General features: G+C 63.7%; 24 protein-coding genes. 14 read left to right on the top strand and 10 right to left on the bottom strand.

The features are described from left to right. Nucleotides 1-127: 127 nt before the first annotated feature. The 4 genes from ACFPOU_RS07770 (at nucleotide 128) to ACFPOU_RS07785 (ending at nucleotide 2,074) form a co-directional block, all read left to right on the top strand. Nucleotides 128-562: a Rap1a/Tai family immunity protein gene (locus tag ACFPOU_RS07770; protein WP_379719136.1), complete on the top strand. Its 435-nt coding sequence runs from the start codon at nucleotides 128-130 to the stop codon at nucleotides 560-562. Beyond that, the gene (locus ACFPOU_RS07775) at nucleotides 526-1,053 is read left to right on the top strand and encodes a T6SS effector amidase Tae4 family protein (RefSeq protein ID WP_379719139.1); all 528 of its coding nucleotides are present in this window, start codon (nucleotides 526-528) and stop codon (nucleotides 1,051-1,053) included. The genes ACFPOU_RS07770 and ACFPOU_RS07775 overlap by 37 nt, the downstream gene beginning before the upstream one ends. Before the next feature lie 359 nt (nucleotides 1,054-1,412). Further along, nucleotides 1,413-1,682 (top strand): hypothetical protein, encoded by a 270-nt coding sequence (locus ACFPOU_RS07780; protein ID WP_379719142.1) that lies wholly within the window; start codon nucleotides 1,413-1,415, stop codon nucleotides 1,680-1,682. Between the two features lie 95 nt (nucleotides 1,683-1,777). After that, a complete protein-coding gene (locus tag ACFPOU_RS07785; RefSeq protein ID WP_379719145.1) occupies nucleotides 1,778-2,074 on the top strand; it encodes a hypothetical protein in 297 nt (98 codons plus the stop codon). 57 nt (nucleotides 2,075-2,131) lie between these two features. On the opposite strand, the gene ACFPOU_RS07790 is transcribed toward ACFPOU_RS07785, so the two are convergent. Genes ACFPOU_RS07790 through ACFPOU_RS07800 form a run of 3 tightly spaced genes read right to left on the bottom strand, consistent with a single transcriptional unit; the run spans nucleotide 2,132 to nucleotide 3,558 of the window. Beyond that, entirely contained in the window at nucleotides 2,132-2,518 is a 387-nt protein-coding gene (locus ACFPOU_RS07790) for a hypothetical protein (RefSeq protein ID WP_379719148.1), read from the bottom strand. Nucleotides 2,519-2,531: 13 nt separating this feature from the next. Continuing rightward, nucleotides 2,532-3,227 (bottom strand): hypothetical protein, encoded by a 696-nt coding sequence (locus ACFPOU_RS07795; protein WP_379719151.1) that lies wholly within the window; start codon nucleotides 3,225-3,227, stop codon nucleotides 2,532-2,534. Between the two features lie 4 nt (nucleotides 3,228-3,231). Further along, on the bottom strand, nucleotides 3,232-3,558 hold the full coding sequence (locus ACFPOU_RS07800; RefSeq protein WP_379719154.1) for a hypothetical protein: 327 nt from the start codon (nucleotides 3,556-3,558) through the stop codon (nucleotides 3,232-3,234). Nucleotides 3,559-3,790: 232 nt separating this feature from the next. On the opposite strand from ACFPOU_RS07800, the gene ACFPOU_RS07805 reads away from it, so the two are divergent. The 5 genes from ACFPOU_RS07805 (at nucleotide 3,791) to ACFPOU_RS07825 (ending at nucleotide 7,938) form a co-directional block, all read left to right on the top strand. After that, a complete protein-coding gene (locus ACFPOU_RS07805; protein ID WP_379719157.1) occupies nucleotides 3,791-4,015 on the top strand; it encodes a helix-turn-helix domain-containing protein in 225 nt (74 codons plus the stop codon). Beyond that, entirely contained in the window at nucleotides 4,008-5,159 is a 1,152-nt protein-coding gene (locus ACFPOU_RS07810) for a tyrosine-type recombinase/integrase (RefSeq protein ID WP_379719160.1), read from the top strand. The genes ACFPOU_RS07805 and ACFPOU_RS07810 overlap by 8 nt, the downstream gene beginning before the upstream one ends. Before the next feature lie 70 nt (nucleotides 5,160-5,229). Further along, the gene (locus ACFPOU_RS07815) at nucleotides 5,230-6,567 is read left to right on the top strand and encodes a hypothetical protein (RefSeq protein ID WP_379719163.1); all 1,338 of its coding nucleotides are present in this window, start codon (nucleotides 5,230-5,232) and stop codon (nucleotides 6,565-6,567) included. 25 nt (nucleotides 6,568-6,592) lie between these two features. Beyond that, nucleotides 6,593-7,381 carry a hypothetical protein gene (locus ACFPOU_RS07820; RefSeq protein ID WP_379719166.1) on the top strand — a complete coding sequence of 263 codons (789 nt, stop codon included), beginning with the start codon at nucleotides 6,593-6,595 and terminating at the stop codon, nucleotides 7,379-7,381. Between the two features lie 125 nt (nucleotides 7,382-7,506). Beyond that, nucleotides 7,507-7,938, top strand: coding sequence for a hypothetical protein (locus ACFPOU_RS07825; RefSeq protein ID WP_379719169.1), 432 nt, complete (start codon nucleotides 7,507-7,509; stop codon nucleotides 7,936-7,938). Nucleotides 7,939-8,024: 86 nt separating this feature from the next. Here the strand turns inward: ACFPOU_RS07825 and ACFPOU_RS07830 are convergent, their stop codons facing one another. The 3 genes from ACFPOU_RS07830 to ACFPOU_RS07840 all read right to left on the bottom strand — a co-directional run bounded on the left by ACFPOU_RS07830 (nucleotide 8,025) and on the right by ACFPOU_RS07840 (nucleotide 9,608). Beyond that, nucleotides 8,025-8,270, bottom strand: a complete 246-nt coding sequence (locus tag ACFPOU_RS07830) for a hypothetical protein (RefSeq protein ID WP_379719172.1) — start codon at nucleotides 8,268-8,270, stop codon at nucleotides 8,025-8,027. Between the two features lie 272 nt (nucleotides 8,271-8,542). Further along, nucleotides 8,543-9,274 (bottom strand): DsbC family protein, encoded by a 732-nt coding sequence (locus ACFPOU_RS07835; protein WP_379719175.1) that lies wholly within the window; start codon nucleotides 9,272-9,274, stop codon nucleotides 8,543-8,545. 22 nt (nucleotides 9,275-9,296) lie between these two features. After that, nucleotides 9,297-9,608, bottom strand: a complete 312-nt coding sequence (locus ACFPOU_RS07840; protein ID WP_379719178.1) for a hypothetical protein — start codon at nucleotides 9,606-9,608, stop codon at nucleotides 9,297-9,299. Nucleotides 9,609-9,710: 102 nt separating this feature from the next. Between ACFPOU_RS07840 and ACFPOU_RS07845 the strand changes: the two genes are divergently transcribed. The 5 genes from ACFPOU_RS07845 (at nucleotide 9,711) to ACFPOU_RS07865 (ending at nucleotide 13,349) form a co-directional block, all read left to right on the top strand. Then, complete coding sequence (locus ACFPOU_RS07845; protein WP_379719181.1) at nucleotides 9,711-10,328, top strand: hypothetical protein; 618 nt, start codon at nucleotides 9,711-9,713, stop codon at nucleotides 10,326-10,328. Then, nucleotides 10,325-10,894, top strand: a complete 570-nt coding sequence (locus tag ACFPOU_RS07850) for a bactofilin family protein (RefSeq protein WP_379719184.1) — start codon at nucleotides 10,325-10,327, stop codon at nucleotides 10,892-10,894. Before ACFPOU_RS07845 ends, ACFPOU_RS07850 begins: the two co-directional genes overlap by 4 nt. A gap of 373 nt (nucleotides 10,895-11,267) precedes the next feature. Next, on the top strand, nucleotides 11,268-12,239 hold the full coding sequence (locus ACFPOU_RS07855) for a hypothetical protein (protein ID WP_379719187.1): 972 nt from the start codon (nucleotides 11,268-11,270) through the stop codon (nucleotides 12,237-12,239). 94 nt (nucleotides 12,240-12,333) lie between these two features. Continuing rightward, on the top strand, nucleotides 12,334-12,522 hold the full coding sequence (locus ACFPOU_RS07860; protein WP_379719190.1) for a hypothetical protein: 189 nt from the start codon (nucleotides 12,334-12,336) through the stop codon (nucleotides 12,520-12,522). Further along, nucleotides 12,522-13,349, top strand: a complete 828-nt coding sequence (locus tag ACFPOU_RS07865) for a hypothetical protein (RefSeq protein ID WP_379719193.1) — start codon at nucleotides 12,522-12,524, stop codon at nucleotides 13,347-13,349. The genes ACFPOU_RS07860 and ACFPOU_RS07865 overlap by 1 nt, the downstream gene beginning before the upstream one ends. A gap of 3 nt (nucleotides 13,350-13,352) precedes the next feature. Here ACFPOU_RS07865 and ACFPOU_RS07870 read toward each other — a convergent pair whose 3' ends face one another. The 4 genes from ACFPOU_RS07870 to traW all read right to left on the bottom strand — a co-directional run bounded on the left by ACFPOU_RS07870 (nucleotide 13,353) and on the right by traW (nucleotide 16,904). Continuing rightward, nucleotides 13,353-13,721, bottom strand: a complete 369-nt coding sequence (locus ACFPOU_RS07870) for a hypothetical protein (RefSeq protein WP_379719196.1) — start codon at nucleotides 13,719-13,721, stop codon at nucleotides 13,353-13,355. 37 nt (nucleotides 13,722-13,758) lie between these two features. Then, on the bottom strand, nucleotides 13,759-14,214 hold the full coding sequence (locus ACFPOU_RS07875) for a hypothetical protein (protein WP_379719199.1): 456 nt from the start codon (nucleotides 14,212-14,214) through the stop codon (nucleotides 13,759-13,761). A gap of 319 nt (nucleotides 14,215-14,533) precedes the next feature. Continuing rightward, nucleotides 14,534-15,598 carry a hypothetical protein gene (locus ACFPOU_RS07880; protein ID WP_379719202.1) on the bottom strand — a complete coding sequence of 355 codons (1,065 nt, stop codon included), beginning with the start codon at nucleotides 15,596-15,598 and terminating at the stop codon, nucleotides 14,534-14,536. Between the two features lie 121 nt (nucleotides 15,599-15,719). Further along, nucleotides 15,720-16,904, bottom strand: coding sequence for a conjugal transfer protein TraW (gene traW / locus ACFPOU_RS07885; protein WP_379719446.1), 1,185 nt, complete (start codon nucleotides 16,902-16,904; stop codon nucleotides 15,720-15,722). Nucleotides 16,905-16,947: the final 43 nt, after the last annotated feature.

The following is a 16,947-nucleotide window of genomic DNA, read 5'->3' on the forward strand; positions in this document are numbered from 1 at the left end:
CGTGGCGCGCATCCAGGGCAATGACCGGATCCACGGCAGCTGCGCATGCGCTGGCGCGCCAGCAGGTCAAGATCGCGCTCTCGACAGGCGCACTCCTGCGTCCGAACCGTCGGCGCCGGAGCGCATCGTGAGGCTCTCGCACCTGGTGCTGGCGCTTGCGCTGGCCATGTGCGCGCCACCAGCGCCAGCACAGCCCGCGGCCAGCGCCCCCTGGATGACCGGCGCCCGGCTGGTCAAGCTGCTGGGGAACACCGACCCGGCCACCGTCGCATGGGACGCGTCGAGCCCGTTTCGCAGTAGAGCGTGGGCCGTAGAGCACCTCGATCGCGTCCACGGCGAGTTCGTGCACGGCTATATCCAAGGCGTGCATGACGCGACCGAAGGTAAGCAGTGGTGCTGGCACCCCAAATATATGCCGGCGCCGGATGAGCTCGTGATGGCGGCCCGGCATGCCCTGCAGCGCATGCCGGCCGAGCAGCTGTCGCGAAACGCGAGCGATCTCATTGTCGAGGTCTGGCGGGCCAAATGGCCCTGCACAACGACGAAGACGAGGGCGAAATGAAGGTACCGTATGCGAAGCTCCGGATGCACTTCCCAGATACCGCCAGCGTGCCGCCCGAGGAGCTGTATCAGTGGATCGGCTACCCGGAGAACGTCCACAATCCGAACTTCCAGAACACGTGCGCGATACGCATGAGCCTGGCGCTACTAGGCGCCGGCTATCCGAATCCTGGAAAATGGCCGATCAAGGCCGGGAAGTACAAGGGCAGGTTCATCGAAACGCGCCAGCGCGCGCTTAGTGCCTGGCTCACAAAACAGGTCGGCGCGCCGGAGAAGTACAGCAGCGGCCAGGAAGCCGAGCAAAAGATCGGCGCCCGCCGAGGCATCGTATCGTTCTTCCACATCTACGGTACCGAAGCCAGGCAAGGGCACATCGCGATCGTTGCGAAAGACCGATGGGGTCAGTACACGCGCTGTGGAAACGAGATCGACGGCACGCCGACCGGGTGCTACTGGTTGTCTCGTGAAGTTTGGTTCTGGCCGATGCCTTGACTTGGAAGGGGCGGCAGCGCCAACAGCTTGCCATCAGCCGGGGGGCGGCGCCCGGCCGGCGACGCAAGCACGCGAACGATCATGTCGTCGTCGACACCATGGCGCGACAAGTAGACCCACGCGGCGACAGATCCTTTCGTAGCGTCCAACGCGACGCCGTGGTTCACGACTTGTTCGAGAACCTGATTCTGCCGAGCCACCTGCTCCATACACGCCCTCACGCCTCCTGTGGAGCCAACGATTGTACATACATTATCCTGTGGAAATTCTCGCCAATCCTCACAACCATGCGCGCGCAGCATAATTCTTTGCCCGCCTACAATGTTGTCTATACCGCAAATTGACAACACGAGGTTGGGATGACGGAGTTTGAGCTGGAACGGCAGGCCGAGATTGCGCAGGCACAGCTGCTTGTGGCGAAGGATTTCGGGGTCTCGATCAGCATCCTCACGGCCGTCATCGCGCACCTGTTCGGGATCATGCCGTTCCTTTGGGTACCGGTCGCTATCGCAACCTATTACGTCATCACCCTGCGGTACCGTCAGAACGCCAGCAGATCACAGGATGCCTATGACCGGGTCGCTCGCCTGGGAAAATACTACGATCTGCCCCCTGACTACCGGCGCTGACCGATGCAACCACGTCCTTGAACGGTCGAGATAATGCTTGCCTCTACAGCGCGATCGCTCCGGTCACGCTGGCCAACCGACCACAAGGATTGCTCATGAAATTGCTCTCGCTCGAAGATACGCTCGTCGCCGCCCAGGAAGCTGGCGTTCCTGGAATCGAAGACCTGGTCAGCCAGGTCGAAACCCTCACCGAGAGGGTCGCGGAATCCCTCGCGCAGCATCTCAACATCAGCTGCAGGAACACGTCGTTCTGGGACGGGAAGATCTACACGACGTTCCTGCCGTCGCAACCAGGCCAGGAATGCCCCGCGGTGATCGACAGCGGCGACCCGAGTGGGGAATGGGAAGGGGATGGCGAAGAAGAAGGCACATCGATGTCAATGGGCGGCTGACCGCCTGCCTGGTCGATCGGCTGCCACATCACCGATCGACCAGGTGGTCACAACCGCTTACCGAGGCGCATCCCCCGCCTCCTCCATCTCCGCATCTGCCTCCTCGCCTTCGCTCCCGTCCTTCGCGCCTTCATACAGGCTGTCGACACTCCCCTGCAGCAAGGCATGGGAGAGCTTCAGGATCTCGCCTGGCGTGACCGTGCGGAGCACCTCAGAGCGCCCGCGTTTCTTGTACTCCTCCAGCGGCATGTGCTTCCAGTCCGGGTGCGGCTGGTCGCTGCACAATGTCCAAGGCGAATCCGGGTTCTCGCGGCGATGGACGTATACGCCAACCGAGCGGTGCAGACCGGCCCCGAAGAACACCTGAGCGACGATCCTGGCTTGCGAGCCATCGGGCCGGGTAAGAATTTGAGTGAGTTTGGTAATTGGATTTTCGATGTGCATGATTTTTTGACGACTAGCGCGGCGCGCTTCCTTCGCCCTGATCAAGGCCTGACAAAACCTCGGCGTAATAGCCGCCCAGGTCGCCCTTGCTGCGCTTTTCCCAGAGAGCCGCTTCTTCCACCAGCGACTCTTGCTCTTCGTGGCCTGCCTCATCCCACTCAGCTTGGCTCATCCCGTGCAGTTCGAGCAGATCCGCGAGCTGCACGCCGATGTGCTCCTTCTTGCCGGTTGCCCGGCTTTCTACCTCGACGACGAAATCAGGCGCGCTGCTGGGCGCCTGGTGCCCTTGGGCCGGCGCGGGGCCGGCCGCCTCAACGCCGTGCTCGACATTCGATTCCGTGATCTCAGCCCGGTAGCCGGTGAAATCGCCGCGTTTGCGCCTCGACCAGAGGGCGAAGTCCAGCACGAACTGCACGCGCTCCTCGTCCGCGGCCGCCTGCCATTGGCTCTCATCCAGACCGTGATATGGCAGGATGTCGCGCATGAAAACCCCGATCATCTTCGCCTCGCCCGCCGCCGGCACCAGGCGAATACGGAAGTCCGGCGCCGCGTCTGGAACGGCGAGAAGCACCTTTTCGTATGCTGCCCAGTCGCCATGCCCATTCTCGGCGGCGAGCTGCGCCAGCGCCGCCATATAGGAGTGCGCCTGCCCGGAACGCTTTCGCTTCTTCGCCTCGTGCTTGACCAGCCTGACTGTGCGCTCGCTCACGGCCTTACCTCGGCGCCGGCGCGTCGGCCTGGTCGTCGGCGTCGTCGGGATCAGCCTGGTGCGGCACCAGCGCGGCAGGTGCGGAGCTCGCTGCCATCCGGCGCATGAAGCCCAGGTCGACCCGATAGCAGTTCGCCAGGCTGTTGATCTCGGCCGTGTCGCGGTGAAACGCTTCCTGCACCGCGCGAAGGGCGTGGGCGTCGGCTAGTTCCGCCGCATCCACGTCCGCATTGGTTTCGACGGTATCCCAGGCCTGCGCGCGCTTGGCAGCGCCGGCGTCGAATGCAAGTAGGGCGGCGGCCGTGTGATTGAAGGTGCGTGTTTCGGACATGGCTGGACGATGTGTTGTTGAAGTCAGCCGATTATCTGGAAAGGCCCTACACGTGGTTGCAAGTGGGAAGGACAAGGCCCGCAATCCTGAAATCAATCATGTGATGCAATTTTTTTGCGCGGCATGCAAGGGAGCTCTACAATAGGGGATGCCTCCAGACCAGCTCGCCCACTCACCCCCGGCCCACTCGAAGCCCCCGTCCCGAAAGATCGTCCTGCGCGCTCGCGCGCTGATGACCGAACGGTCGATCCGGTCGGCCGCCGCGTTGCGCCGCCTCCTCCTAGAGACCGGTGTCGAGATCTCGGACGCGCAGCTGCTGCGCATCATCGACAACAAGACCCCGCGGGTGAACATGGAAGTGCTCAACGGGATGCTCAACGTGCTGGATTGCTCGGTGCACGAGCTATTCGGAGAAGCCCCGCTTCGACCTGAAACTACTGGAGAACAACATGCGTGATGGCGATCTGGTCTTGCTAGACCCCGCGCCCACCAGCCTGGCGCTGGTCGGCGCCCTGGCCAGCGATGATCTGGCGGCGATCGTGGCCTGGGTGGCGTCGAAACGGGGCTCCGAACACACGCAGCGCGCGTTCGGCTTCGAGGCGCGGCGCTGGCTCGCCTGGCTGATGTGGGTGAAGGCTGGCCAGCCCTTCACGCGCTGGCTCGACAAGGGCAGCTCGCTCGACGCAGCTGCATATGCTCATTTCCTGGCAGGGCCGAAGGAGCACTCGATACCGCTCGAAGTGCTCGGGCGCGCGGGGCTCACCCGTCAACCATTCAAACCGGCGCCCCTCCAGACCGCAAGCGTTGACAGGGCCGTCAGCGCATTGAAGGCCATGTACGCGGACATGATCGAGATGCAGCTGGAGAACGGGTACCAGATCCAGCGCAATCCGTTCAACCGATTCAAGGTCAGTTCCGTCTTGAGCAAGGCCTCGCCCAGGAAGAAGGCGCTGTCGGCACTTGAGAGGGGCTATATCGACGATGCTTTGGACGAGATGAAGCGCGAGGGCGACATCCTGGAATACCACCAGCAAAAGTGGATCTGGACGGCCCTTCTGTGGGCTGCGATGCGCCGGCACGAGCTGGCGGGCGCCGCGGCCGGCGACGTCTATCAAGACAACGACGAGGATGGCGAGAGCACCTGGATGCTGGAGGTGCACGGCAAGGGCAGCGTCGAGGCGACGGTTCCCCTGTCCGAAGAATTCATGTCGGGCATGCGCGAGTACCGCCTGTCCCGAGGCCTGCCCGCCCTCCCTGTCGCGGACTACCAGGGAAAGGATCGCACGCCCCTGGTGCTGCCGATGCGCGGCCCCGTCCGCAACGTGCACCCGGAGACGATCAACCGGGCGGTCAAGAAGCTCCTCGGCCGGGCCAGCGAGATCGCGGCCGCTGCCGACAATCCTGCAGCTGCTGGCCGGCTCAAGAGCTTCGCTTCGCACTGCGCGCGCCACACGCAGGTAACGATGATCGTCGACGCCACGGGAGACATTACCCTGGGCCAGGAGATGGCGCGGCACGGCTCGATCACCACAACGCGCCGCTACAAGGCGAAATCTGTCTCGCGCCTCAAGCAAGCCCTGAAGGACGTCGGGACGCAGTAAGCAGGGGCCGGGCGCAACCACGCCCAGCCCTCTGCGGCACCATGATCGCGTGCTCACAAACGCGATCGCCATGTTCCTCGACCAGTTCCTACCTCCCGACCCCGTCCAGATCGGACACCATAAGAACCTCACCCTCTTCGCCGAAGGCCAGGGCTTCGCCTTGCCGCGCGTGCGGGCTATGCTCGCAGAGGACACCAAACGCTATTCGGATCTATGCGGCAGTACGGTAGGGATGGTCATGCCCCTCCTGGACTGGCGCATCCGGGACATGCCCTTCTGCGTTGCTGCGTGTCATGAGGAGGAGGTTGTCGCGGCTGCCTGGGCTGGCACCGTCACCAGTCGCGAGACCGGCGCTATCGGCTGCAACATCTCTTATGGGGTACGACCCGACTTTTCTGGCCAAGGCCTGTCCACAATCCTCAGCGCGATCGCTTATCAGCAGTGCGCGGCCAGCGAACCGATGCTGGGATTCGTGAATGTACAGACAGAAGCTGGGAACGACGGCGCCCAGGTCGTGGCCGAACGCCTGCAGCTGGCCCGCGCGCCGGCTTTCGATCGAAAGACCAGCGGCCGCGCACCACGCCTGTACGTCACCTACCGCGCCCCCGAGCACCTGGTCGCTGCCCGGTGCGCGGCAATCCTGGCGGCTGCGGGCATCGAAGTGAGTCCCCTGCCCGTGCGCCCCGCCGCGCGCCGGGCGCAGGCAGTGCAACCACGCATCGAGCTCCCGCCTAGTATCGCAGCATTACTTCCCCCACGTAGAGGTTCCGAAATGCCCCACTCCCAGCCCCAGGCCGCAGCGCCCAGCAGCGCCACCAGCAAGGCGCTCGCCGACAACGAAACGCTCCGCAAAGCCTTGGCCGGCCAGCACGGGCTCCTGCCCGGTATCGCGCTGGTCGAGGAGCAGCTGAAGGTGGCCCGCCACGCCACGCCCGACGAAGCCCCCTTCCCGCTGACCCCGGCCGAGGCCCGTCTGCACCACGAGGCCTCGGCCAGCGCCTACAGCCACAGCTTGGAGATGGTCAGCAGTGACTTCCTGCGCGAGCTGCACGCGAAGCTCGGCCCGGCACCAGGCGCACCTGGTGCTGAAGACCGGACGGCCGCTGACCTGGAAGCCGAGAATGCGCTTCTTGCCGATGCGCTCTTCGGTAAGTACGGCGTTACCAGCGGAGCCGACGTCATCGAAAAATGCTTGGCCACGGCCACGCGCGCCGACCACCTCGATTCGCCATTCCCCCTCACCGCTGCCCAGGGCGCGCTCTGGCATCGCGCCCAGCAGAGCGCCTACGTCTATGTGCTGGAAATGCTCTGCACGGATCGCTTGAAGGGCCTGGCGCCGCGGTTTCCCCTGCCAGCCGACCCGGCGCCTGCAGCGGACGAAGAACCGGCGCCAGCGCCAGGAATGTAAAACACACCTTTAGCCCCTGACCATCATGCAAAATACCCACGCTCACCAGGAACAGTTCCTCATCACCGTCGACGCGCAGAACCACGGCGATCTCGATCCCACCGTCATGCGAGCTGGCATCGAACAGGCCGTCGACATCGCCCGGCGCGAAGGCCTGCTGACGAAAATCGACGACGAGACCACCGAGCTCGGCGCCATCACCGTGTTGAATACTTCGCCGGCTGAAACCCTCATCCTCATGCTCGACATTGACGCGTCGCCGGAGGCCCGCCGCGCTGCGGAAAGGGCCGTGGCCGCCCTCCTGCGTGAGTACCCGCGCGAGCGCATCGTGCTGCTCACCGAAGACGACCGCACCCTTCTTATCGAGGGCATGGCGCTCACTCGCAAGAGCTGGGAATCGTCGGGCGACGGCTGGATCGCGGATGTGGTGGCCAACGGTTATGACGGGTACACGAACAGTCCGGACATTGTCTTGCTCGAAGCCGCGTTCTGCGAGAACACGATTCTGCGTCACCTGGGAACCGACGCCGATCGCCTGGGCGTGCTTCGCATCCTTTCCCGGCCCGAGGTGATCGACATCATCTGTTCGCCCGAGCGGGCATCGCCTGTTTGCGACTACGAGGAATTCTGCCGTGACGTCGCCGTCGCGGTCAGCACGATGACCGGGCTCGTCGGCAGGACGGCGCAGCGCGAGCACCGCCTGGAGGCTCTGCAGCTGCACGGGCTCATCGTGCAGCGCGTAGCCGCGCGCCTCGGCATCCAGGACGAAGACGACGAGGTCGAGGAAGGCAATGCGCCTGCTCCGCCCGCATAAGGCGCTGGGCATCATGGGCGCGGCGGGCGCCAGGCTGGGGCGGGAACTTGCAACCACGCTGCCTCGCTCCGCCCCCTGCTGCCCTATAATCGCAGCATCCAATCGGCCTACCACTGCCCACCACCATGTTCACCATCCCAGATACCCCACCAAACATCACCAGTATCAGCTTCGAGGTCTTCCGCGCTGGCGCGGCGCGGCCCGAGCCTAAGGTCTTCCTCTACGATCCAGAGGAGAACGTCACCGGCTTGTCGCTGAACGACCCTTCGCTGGACTGCAACCAGTTCCTCCAGACCCTGGTCAAGGATGCTTCGGTCACGTCGGCCCGCACCTCTATTTCGTTCGACCATAGCGTGCGCCCGCTGCTGCCGATCCCTGGCGAGGGCAAGTGCCCGCAGATCGAGAGCATCGGCGCTCTGATCGGCCTGATGGTCGGCATCATGAAGGACAGTGGCGAGTTCACCGACTCGACGCCCGACAACGAACTGATGCTGCACCTCGCGGCGCTCACCGGCCGCACCCTGGACTTACCTGACGCGCCGGCCCCGCGTCCGTAAGCACCAGCTGCTCACAAACTGGAACCGCATAGAAAAACGGGCCGAGGGATCTCTCCCTTCGGCCCGTTTTTATTCCTGCCAGAATCTCACAGTGCCAGGTGCGGATGCTCACCGTTCCTGCGCTGCAGCCAGAGCGCTGCATATCGCAAGAAGGTCGATTCAAAATTCGCATCACCTCTCACCGCGCCTGACAACTCTGACGTTCGGCTCCAGATCGGCAGCTCGCGCTTTCCTCTGACGCCCTGAGGCGCTTCCATGTCATGAAACAAGCCGGTCTGTTTGTCGAGTAGAACGTAATGCCCTCCAAGAAAATGGAATTCAACGCCTTTCACTCCCATTGCCACAAGGTGCCTTGCAGCTCCCCGCGCGACTGGCCCACATTGGTAGTGCGAGAGCTCGACCACTAGCTGCGCATCAGCAGCGTGGCGTCCCGGCCGCGCAGAGGAATTACGCTCGCCAGTTCTTCCAACGTAAGGTCGAAGGCGAGCCCTATCGCAGTGGCTCGGGTATGCAGCCACTCCTGCCGCCCCTGTCCTCGTAACCAGGCGCGCCCGCTCGTTTTCATCCAACCCCACATATGCTTATGCGACCGCGCGCTGTTATGTTACTTCGCCTGTTTAGCGAAATGCTGTTCCAGCACCGCGGCCGGCACGGCACCCTGCTCGCGATCGCCGTTCGGGAAGAAGATCGCTGGCGTCCCCATCACCCGATACTTCTGCCCCAGCTTCCCGTTGCGCTCAACCGGGGTTGCGCAATCCTGCGCTGGGGCCGGTACCGCCTTGCCCCCGGTCATCCAGTCCATCCAGCTCTTGGCAGGGTCAGCCGAGCACCAGATCGCGTTGGCCTTCGCCACCGATTCCGGGCCGAGCATGGCGACCATGAAGACGTAATGCGTCGTATTGCCCATTTCGTCGAGCGTCTTGTTCAGCTGCTTGCAGAAGCCACAGTTCGGATCCTCGAACGTGACGATGACGCGCTTACCGTCACCGCGCACGACCTTGATCGCATCCTTCAGCGGCAGGTCGGCAAATTTGTAGCCGGCCAGCTCGTTCATCCGCTGTTGGCTGTAGTTCGAGTTGTCCTTGGTCGCGAACACGTGGGCGCCCAACAGGATGTACTCGCCCTTCGCGTCAGTATAGAAAACCTGGCCAGCCGTTTGCACTTCGTACAGGCCGAGGATCTTCGACCGCTCCACCTTGACGACATCGAGCCGGGTAACCGCCTTCACCGATTTTTTGACGGCTTCGACATCAGGCCCCGCCTGGGCGGCTGGGGCCGCAAGCAAGGCAGCAGCGAGCGCGACCACTGCGGGGCGCATGTAAGACAGGTTCAGCATGTAGGAATAACTCTCAGGTAGGTTAATTGAAGCGCGCGCTCAGGAGCTGCTCGGTGACGCCGTCAACGCGTGTCGCGTCGACCTGGACAAGAAGGAGACCTTCGTGGTGCGTACGGATGCGCCTAAGCACCGCGGCGCTGCACGGGTAGTCGGGCGAACCCATTACCTCGACCAGGCCATCGGTACCAGTGATCTCGATGGCGCCGGCAGGCGTGACGATGGCGCGGCTTACCGGCAGGCGGCCAGGACGGTGATCCACAACGACAAAAGTGGCTTGCGCGTGGTCGGCGAACTCGAAGAAATCGAGGGGGATCTTGTTTGAATTTGTGGACATGGGGCAATAGTTCCGCTGGACAACCTAATGATATATCATTAGACTGCGTTACGCATCTTCGCCATAATACGAAACAACTTCCGTTCAGGCAACACTCCTTTCATGCAGCGCGACGCTATTCACGACACGATTCGTAGCCTCAACGGGATGACCGATGCGCAGATTGCTGCCCTGACGTTTCCGAAGGAAGGCCTGCGCATCCAGACGCCCATGGTGATTACCGAGCGTTACGCTGGCGCAACAAAGCTACCGCCTGGCCCGCCCAATGGGATCGAACAGCGCTTGGACGGAAGCTACAGCATGACCAGGGTTGCGATCGTGCGCGTGCAGCCCGACGAATACCGCTTCATGGCAGCTGCGATGCTGAAGAAGGCGAACCTGCAGAGCATGGCGATCGGCCTGGTATGCGGCCTGGTTGTTGCGGCGGCGTCGTTCGCGGGGATGCTGTGGTGGCAGAAGAACATTAATTCGCAGGGGCGAACCGCTCCGGCACCATGCCTGGTGTCAGGCATCAAGGCGACCGCGGTGAGCTGCCGCGTCGGCGAGCGCTCGATACAGGTCGAGCTCGGCAAGTATTTCCCGGACGGCCGCTACATCTTGGACGCGGTCGATCCAGTTCATCGCGGATTCACCGCAACCCGCATTACTGATCGCCAGACCGTTGTTTTCCAGGCCGATCCAAAACTTACCACCCCAACCTCAGGAGTAGCTTCAAAATGAACGACGGACACTCGAACTCGAATTTCGGCCTGGGCGACATGCCTTCGCTCGACACCCCGCATACCAGCGCGAACCGCCCCGCCCCTGGCGCTGGCGCCGGCCTGCCCCCAAGCCCACGCGGCAACAACTTCAACCCCGGCGCTGATCCGAAGGAATCGTCTTTCGCCGAGTACGTCGCAAAAGGCGCGACCGCTGACGTCCTCGTCGACGCGCTGGAAGTCAGCATGGCCATCGGCTCCGACGACGTGATCGAAGGCAAAATCCGTATCGGCGGAAAGAAGAGCCTGGTCATCCGCGGAACGGTGCTTGGCAGCGTCGAGTGTGCCGGTCGCGTCGTCATCCTGTCCGGCGGTAGCGTCAAGGGCCATATCCGCGCAGCAGCCTTGTGGGTAGAGGGCGACGTCGGCGAAACCGGCAAGCCATCGACCGTCGAAGTGGGCGACCTGCACCTGGGCGTGCAATCGCGAGTTATTGGCGACTGCACCTACGACACCCTGAGCGTCGCCACGCCGAACCGCGGCATTCGCGGCCAGCTGATTCCTCGCTCGGAAGCCGACAATGGCTAAGACCGGGAACATGCCAACGCGGTTACAGGTGGCGCAGCGTGCGACCGCTCTGGCCTTGCTGGCGTCGTTCGCGGCTTGCTCCCACGGCAGCGAGCCTCGGCTTCGGCCGGCGGACGAAGCTCAGCGGCAGCCAGCGCCCGCTGTAAGCGCAGCACCAGAGTTACGCGCAGACGTCAGCGGCCAGGTAAAGCACGGCGTCATCCGATCGGCCGAACCAGTCCCAGCTCCGGACGCGATCGTTGCCGGCCCAGGCGTATCGGCCGTCGCCGGCAGTTCCTCGGCCGGTGCTGACGCGGCTCGCGCAGCCGCCCTTACTTCGCCGAATGCGCTGCCACACCCTGGGCTGAAGGCCGAGGAAAACCCGGCCGTACCCATGAAGCTGACGAAGCCCCTTGCTTTGCAGCCGCTACGCGCCACCCCGACCGCGCAAGCTACGGCCGCGCCCGACCAGTCTGCCTCTAACTGGGCGATCTACGCTGGCGCTGGTGCTGCTGCCGTGTCATTGCTGGCCCTGGCATTGCTTCGCCGTCGCGATCGCAAGGCGGCGCAGAAGCAGCGCGAGGCCGACGACCTGCGCACCCAGGAACTCGTGCGTGCGGAAGTACAGCGCGTCCGCGACCAGGAGGTGCTAGAAGCGCAGGAGCGCGCAGCTGAAGAGGAGCGCGCACGCGCAGTTGCAGAAGCAGCTGCACAGGCCGCTGTTCAACATGAGCGCCAGCCGCAGGCAGAAGTCGCCACGGTGCGCGAGCACGCCGAGAAGAAGGTCGACCCGCGCATCGAGGCGGCGCATCGCTTGTTCGACCTCCTTCACCGGGCCGAACGTGACGTCGAGCCCTTCCTCCGCTTGCTAGACGCGGCGGTACCGAACGATGCTTCGTCGACCGAAGCTCGCGGCGTAGTGGCGTCCTGGCACGAATCCATGCTTGGCACTCGCAATCGCCTGTCCGAAGCGCTGGCACGACACAACGCCCCTGTAGACCTGCATCCAGTTGAGCCGGCTGCGGATCTGCAAAGCGCAATGAGCCGTCTTATCGACCACGCGGCGCGGATGAACGCCCTCATGATCGCGCAACAGCAGCAGAACTCAGCGATTCTGCACTGGTCTCGCCTGTTGCCTGGCGCCCTTGTCCAGTTGTTCTGGCGCGCGCAGACGGCCAAGTATTCGACGACGATGACCCAGTTGCCGAAGGTACCAGATGCTCCTGCGCCAGGTGCAGCACCAGCACAAGTCCCAGCTCCAACGCCAGCCCCTGTCGCTGCTCAGGCGCTGCGGCCGGTGCGCACGCATGACAAGGCAATTCAACAGGCCCTTCGTGGAGCGCAACGCCATGCGGCCAGTGCCTGACGAATCGCTTGTCGCAGCTCGTGTCGTAGCAGGCGCCCCTGGTGCTGGCCGGCATCAGGGGGAACTTATCAGCACCCCGGCCGCGGCGGTACTGATGGGCCTGTCCGAGGCGACGCTCCGGAACTATGCCTGGCTTAACTCCCTTGCGGCGACAGAGCGAGCTGCGCGCAAGCTGCAGGAGCCGCCGGCCGGGCTGCCGGTGCCGGCGAGGAAGAGCGGCCGCCTGATGTGGGCAGTGGCCGAGGTCGAGGCATTCATCGGCCAGAAAAAACAGCCCCGATAATGTCCGACCTGAATCTCTACTGGGCGGAAGAGGTACTTGGCGAGCCGTACGCGCCTCAGGACTACCGTTGGATGAAGTCCACCAGGCGCGTCGGTTTGATGCTTGGAGGAGCCACGTGCGCGCTGACTGCGAGCGTGCTCCTGGGTAGCGCTGCCTACCTCCAGGTGGACAGCTCGCCCCACGTAGCCATCTCCTCCTATGAGATCGAGGTCGTCGCGCAGGCAAGCCCGCAGGCCCCGCCACTGCCGGCCATCATCCCAGAGTCGATTCCTGCAGTACCAGCGGCGCCGGCCGAGCGCACCAGCGACGTGCGCACCAGCCTGAAAGAATCCCTCCCACGCCCTATCGCAACCGGCCCAGCTGTCGCGTCGAAGCCCGCGACGGCACCGGCAGCAGCCAAGATCAAGGAGGCGCCCGCGCCGCCCCCCGCCAGGCCCCGGCCAAGCACCGTCCCTGCCGGCGAGAAGACGCAACTGGCCAAGGCAACGGAGACGCCGCGGGCCGCTGCCGCGCCGGCGCAGGTGCCTGCACAAGCTCAAGCCAAGGTCATTCCCGCACCTGCAGCGGCCGCGCCGGCAGCGCCAGCAGCCAAGCCCGAGCCGGACACCCGGATGGGAATCAGCAAAGGCGCGGACAGCAAGCCCACGGACATCGCCAGCGGCGAAAAGCTCGGGATTCGGGAGATCCTGCCGGATGGGATCGTGATGCACAACGGCAGGAAGATAAGGAACGGCTCGCCCTTGCCGAATGGAGAGATCCTGATGGGCACCGATGCGGGCAAGGGCATGGCCGAGACAGATCGGCGCGTCCTGGTGCTGACGCCGTAAGACTCAGGCGTGATGCTGCTGCTGTGGCGCGCGGGCAGTCGTCGACGCCCGAGCGAACGCAGGGAGCATACTGGGATGGTTAAGCTGATGCAGGCAATGCAGGGGCGGCTCCTCCGGGTGCTTTGCCGATGCGGCCGTACTTTCCCGGTAGTCCCCCATCAGGCCGCGGAGAACGCCAATGCTCAGACCCGTTTCCTCGTGCGCGTTGATCAAGAACGCCCCTGAAACCACACCCTTCCGATGCCGGATCTTGCAGATTTGCGAAGGCTCCACCCCAAGCCGATCGGCGAGATGCGCGTCATTTCTCAGACCGAGCAGCTGCTGCAGCATGTTGAGGAGGTTCTCAGGGGCATAATGCGGGTTGTTTTTCATACTAACTTTCGTACAGTCTCTCCGGTCGTCCGGCCGTTTATCGGAATGCTTCCGACGCGGCGTCCTCATCCGGCGGGAAGTCGTCCATCACATCGCGCTCGACTGCGGCAGGATCGCTCCCAAGGTAAATCGGGCCGTCGGCGGTGGCCAGCAGCTCGAACAGTTCCTTCATACTCTGCGTCCGGGTTTCGACCAGGCCGTCGCTATGGCGCCCACGGTCGGTGAACCAGAAGTCCGTCTTCGTCACCACGAGCTCGGGGCTTTCCATGCGCATCTCGTCTTCCACGCCCTCGGGGCCCCACATATCCGGTGCGTACGAGATCCGCACTTCGGTAAGCTCATTGTTCGCACACAGCCCCTGCAGGCGCACCAGCTGGGCCTCGAAATGGCTCCCGACCACCACCTTTGCATACGACGGCCCGCCGCCGCCCAAACCCTGGCCAACTCCGTTTGCTTCAAGGAACACCACCGTCTCGCTGCTCTGCTGACTCATTACCACTCCGATCAAAAAATCTCCATGCCTCCCGCGAGGAACATGGAGATTCAATCACGTCGAGCCAGGCGTGGTTGCTCTGGCCTGCCCGGCTCAACGCTTCCCGCTGATGCCTGCGCGCGGCGCCTGCGTTGGCACTGGCCCCTTCACAGCCGCATGTCCGGCTGCTGCGCTGGCTGCCTCAGCGGCCTCGCGGCGCTTCTTGTGTCCACCCTTCTTGAACTTCCCAGGCATCGTCTGGACGACATGTACACCCATGATTCACTCCTCACTTCCATGAGCCGCTGGCCCAGCGCCAGACTGCCTTGTGAGGCCGGCGTCATTCGAGAGTTGTCCGCTCGGAGCAGCCTGGCTGCTCCTTCATCATTCGATTTACGTCTTCACCATTCTGCCGGACGCCATAGATAGCCAGCTCGTTGCGGCGCACCGTAACGTATGGGCCACGCGGCGTTTCAAAGAGATTAGCGTTTGCATAGAACGCGGAGCCGTAGCGCTCACGCGCCTGTTGCTCGAAGGCTTTCCACTGGCTTTCACTCATGGTGTCAGGCAAGAAACGGGTAATGGTGACCAGCTCCATCATGCCCTTCCCGTCTTGGATAGCAGGTGCGAAGTTCAAGATGATCCGCTGCCCGTCGCTGGCTTTCATATATGCCGTGGGCGAACCCAGTACGCATACAAGCTTCACGGTCTGGGCGTATTGCCGGATCCATTTGCTGTCGGCAGTACCGGCCACTGAATACCAAATGCGCTCGCCTTTGGAATTAGCTCCGTAGGCAGGCCCGCAGGTGAAACAGTTGCCGTTACTGGAAACCGTGAACTTCTCGACGGTCGATTCCACGAGGGGTAACGAAGCGGCCTCTTCGAGCGTCATTCCGAGGCATGCCCGCCCCAAGCACAGCTGGCCGGCTGGGGATGACGTCGGCGCGCCGCGGCTCGCAGAAGCCACCGCTGCGCTCGCTGGCATGCGAGCAAACTGGCCGGCTGGTGAAGCAGGCGCAGGGGCCACTGGCGCTGCAGGCGCGGCCTGCGCCACCGAAGCGACCTTGCAGAATTCTTTCTGGATAGCGCCTGTCGAGGAGAAGGCGCCACCGGGCGTTACGAACACGAGCGACAGCTTCGCGCCGCCTTGCGACGGCTCGACAGTAACGGTCAGCGGGAACGGGCGCTCCGGACGAGATTGTGAGTGCCAAGCCGTCAGCACACCTGCGGCCCGGTCGGCGTGGCGAATGGTCCAGCCTTCCGCCGCAAAGTACCGTTGCACTGCCGTGAAGGCGCCGTCAGCATGGATATTCGGCAGCTCGGTGAACGTGGCGAACTTCTCGCCGCTCAGGAAACTGCCGGTTGCCTTGAAATTGGTGTCACAGTCCGCCGCGTGGGCAGACATGGTCGGGCCGAATGCGCACAGTGCGAGCGCAAGTGGTAACTGTCGAACAACTCGCATGATGGATACTTGATCTTCGTGAGGATGTGGGGAATGGAAGTGCGGGCGTGGCGCCCGCACTGTGTCAGCGGGTGGACGTCGCCCGCTTATGTTGCGCCGCCAGCTCGGGCATGAAGTCCTTGTTGAGCGACGCCTGGTAGACGGCGCCGAGGAGCGCGTTCGTCTTCTGGCTTTCCATCAGGCTCTTCGAGATCAGGCTGGCCAGCTGCGCCGAGATCATCAGCTGCTCGCGCTGCAGCGTCACCTCGTCGGCCGCGCCGATTTCCTTGAGCCACTCGGGGTTGTCGTAGCGGCGTGCCGCGTCAACATACTGCAGGTGGTGCAGCGAGATACCCTTCGACTGCCAGTCAGGCGCTGCCTGGGGCAGGTGTTGCGACAGGTACTTCGCCGCGGCGCCGCCGCCTTCCTGCATGGCCTTCAGGATCGGGATGGTAGCCGCGTACTTGGTGCGGTTGCTGACCCACTCTTCGACAGGCCGCATCGCCAGGTCGACCCGCGCCTGGTAGCTGTCGCGCAGCGCCAGGTAGCGGCGACCCTCGTCGGTCTGCACCTCGATCTTCGCCAGATCGCGCAGCTGCACTGGTGCCGACAGGTTGCGGACGTAGGCCGTAGCTGCCGCGAGCTGCTTTTCATTGAACGACAGCGAGATCTTGCTCTGGTCAGCCACGGTTTGCGCGCCGTCGAAAATCGTCGATGCGCGGATGTCCGCGTCGGGCAGGCCCGAAGAGACCGCTGGCGAGGTTCCAGCCCAGGTACACGACTGTGCTCGCACCTTGCCGCTCGCATAGGCCTCGCAGGCTCCGCGCTGCGCCATGACGGCCTGCACTTCGATTGGAGGCGCGAACTCGTCGTTGCGCGCGATAGCGATCGCCTTGTCCATGGACGAGGAGCCGCTTGATGGGCGGCCTCCGCCGCCACCACCACCCGAGCCCCGTGGGCCGAAGGCGCCGCCATTGGCGCCACGGAACCCCGGATTGATCTGGTCGAAGTTTGGGTTAGCCAGGCCGCGCGACGCATTGGCACAAGGGTCAAGAGGAATGCGCGTGGAGCGCTCGACCTGCGAAGCCTGCTTCGAGCGCTCGATGTCGATGTTGCGCTCGACCTGGTTCTGGTTCGCTTCCGCGATCTGGTTGGCCACCTTCGCCGAGTTGGCGCTCATCGTGTTCTCGATGCGCAACAGTGCCTGCATGATCGTGGTCACCCCAGTGGTAATCGCTGCGGTTGTACCGTTGACGGCGGCCGTCGTCAACTTGATCAGTGGAGCGAGAACTGCAGAATCTCCGACCGCAAAC

It is taken from the genome of Massilia jejuensis, from assembly GCF_042656795.1.
Lineage (GTDB): Bacteria > Pseudomonadota > Gammaproteobacteria > Burkholderiales > Burkholderiaceae_D > Telluria > Telluria jejuensis.